The organism is Nocardia sp. NPDC059228 (assembly GCF_042754245.1).
Taxonomy (GTDB): domain Bacteria; phylum Actinomycetota; class Actinomycetes; order Mycobacteriales; family Mycobacteriaceae; genus Nocardia.
In genome coordinates this window covers 1-1,364 of the sequence record NZ_JBHZAL010000114.1, presented here as the reverse complement: position 1 = coordinate 1,364, position 1,364 = coordinate 1, and the positions used below count along the sequence as shown (strand labels likewise).

The window sequence follows — 1,364 nt, the reverse complement described above, 5'->3', positions numbered from 1 at the left end:
GTGTAGTACGCCCGCAGATAGTGCGCCGGGTCCTGGGCGGGCGTGGGCTCGGCCCCGGCCGCGGGCGGCGGGGCGATGACGGTACCGGGCGCGGGGCGGGCCGCCGCGTCGAAGGGGTCCTCACCACCCGGCCCGGACCAGCCGGGCCTGCTGGAGGAGAAACCGGTGGTGCTCGCCACCCGCCCGTCCTCCGCCAGCTCGGCGAAGAGCGTCACATGCGTCGCGCTCTGCACCTTCCACAGCATCGTGGTGCCGATCGTGTACCGGGCGGCGGCGGTGCGTCCCTCCACGATCACCTCGTGGATGTACAGCTCGTACGGCGCGCCCAGGGAACGCCGGGAGCGGATGCCGTCGAGGATCTTCTTCCGGTCCAGGTCGCGGCCGTTGACCTGGTGATGGCCGTCGGGCAGGTGGTAGCGGGACCAGACTTCGTCGATGGGGTCGGTGCCGTCGAACGCGTCGGCGTGGTACGCGCGGAGGTAGCCGGCGAAGTCCTCGGCGGCGGTGGGGGGATGAGTCATGATCTCGTACTTTCGTTGTTCGGTTCTTCGTAGGATAGGGAGTTCCGAGACGCTCAGTGCACGCTCTCGCGCGTCGGCTTCCCGTCGGGCGTGTCCGGCGATCCCGGCGTGCCCGACGGCTCGTCCGGTGCCTCGCGCAGGCCGAAGCGGCGGTGGAAGCGGGCCAGCGGTCCCGGCGCCCACCAGTTGGCGCGCCCCGCGAGGCGCATGAACGCGGGCACCAGCGCGCCGCGTACGAGCGTCGCGTCCATCAGGACCGCGACCGCCAGGCCCAGGCCAATGGCCTTGAGGTACGAGATCCCCGACAGGAGGAAGCCCAGCCACACGATGGCGATCAGTCCCGCCGCGGCGGTCACCATCGCGCCGGTGCGCTCCAGCCCGCGCGCGACCGCGAGTTGGTTGTCGCCCGAGCGGTCCCACTCCTCCTTGATACGGGAGAGCAGGAAGACCTCGTAGTCCATCGACATGCCGAACGCGATGCAGAACAGCAGCACCGGCACGGTCCAGGTGATCGTGTCGGTGACCGTGAACTCGCCGACGAATCCCTCCAGATGACCGTCCTGGAAGCCCCACACCAGCACACCGAAGGTGGCGCTGAGACTGAGGCAGTTGAGGACCAGCGCCTTCAACGGCAGTACCAGGGAACCGGTGAACAGGAACAGCAGGATGAACGTCGTGACGCCGATGATCGCGAGCGCCAGCGGCAGCCGGTCGTACATGGAGTCCAGCGAGTCCACCAACTCGGCGGCCGGGCCACCGTCCTGGACGTCGTACTGTGCCTCGGTCGACCGGATGTCCTCGACCTGGCGGTCGCCCTCGTCGCTCTGCGACTCGCTCTTGGGG

At 69.6% G+C, this 1,364-nt stretch carries 2 protein-coding genes; both read right to left on the bottom strand.

The annotated features are described in order from the left end of the window. Positions 1 to 521 (bottom strand): hypothetical protein (locus ACFXKA_RS42815; RefSeq protein WP_379431878.1); only part of this gene is annotated, 521 nt, incomplete at its 3' end. A 53-nt stretch (positions 522 to 574) separates the two neighbouring features. Continuing rightward, positions 575 to 1,364 (bottom strand): MMPL family transporter (locus ACFXKA_RS42810; protein ID WP_379431877.1); only part of this gene is annotated, 790 nt, incomplete at its 5' end.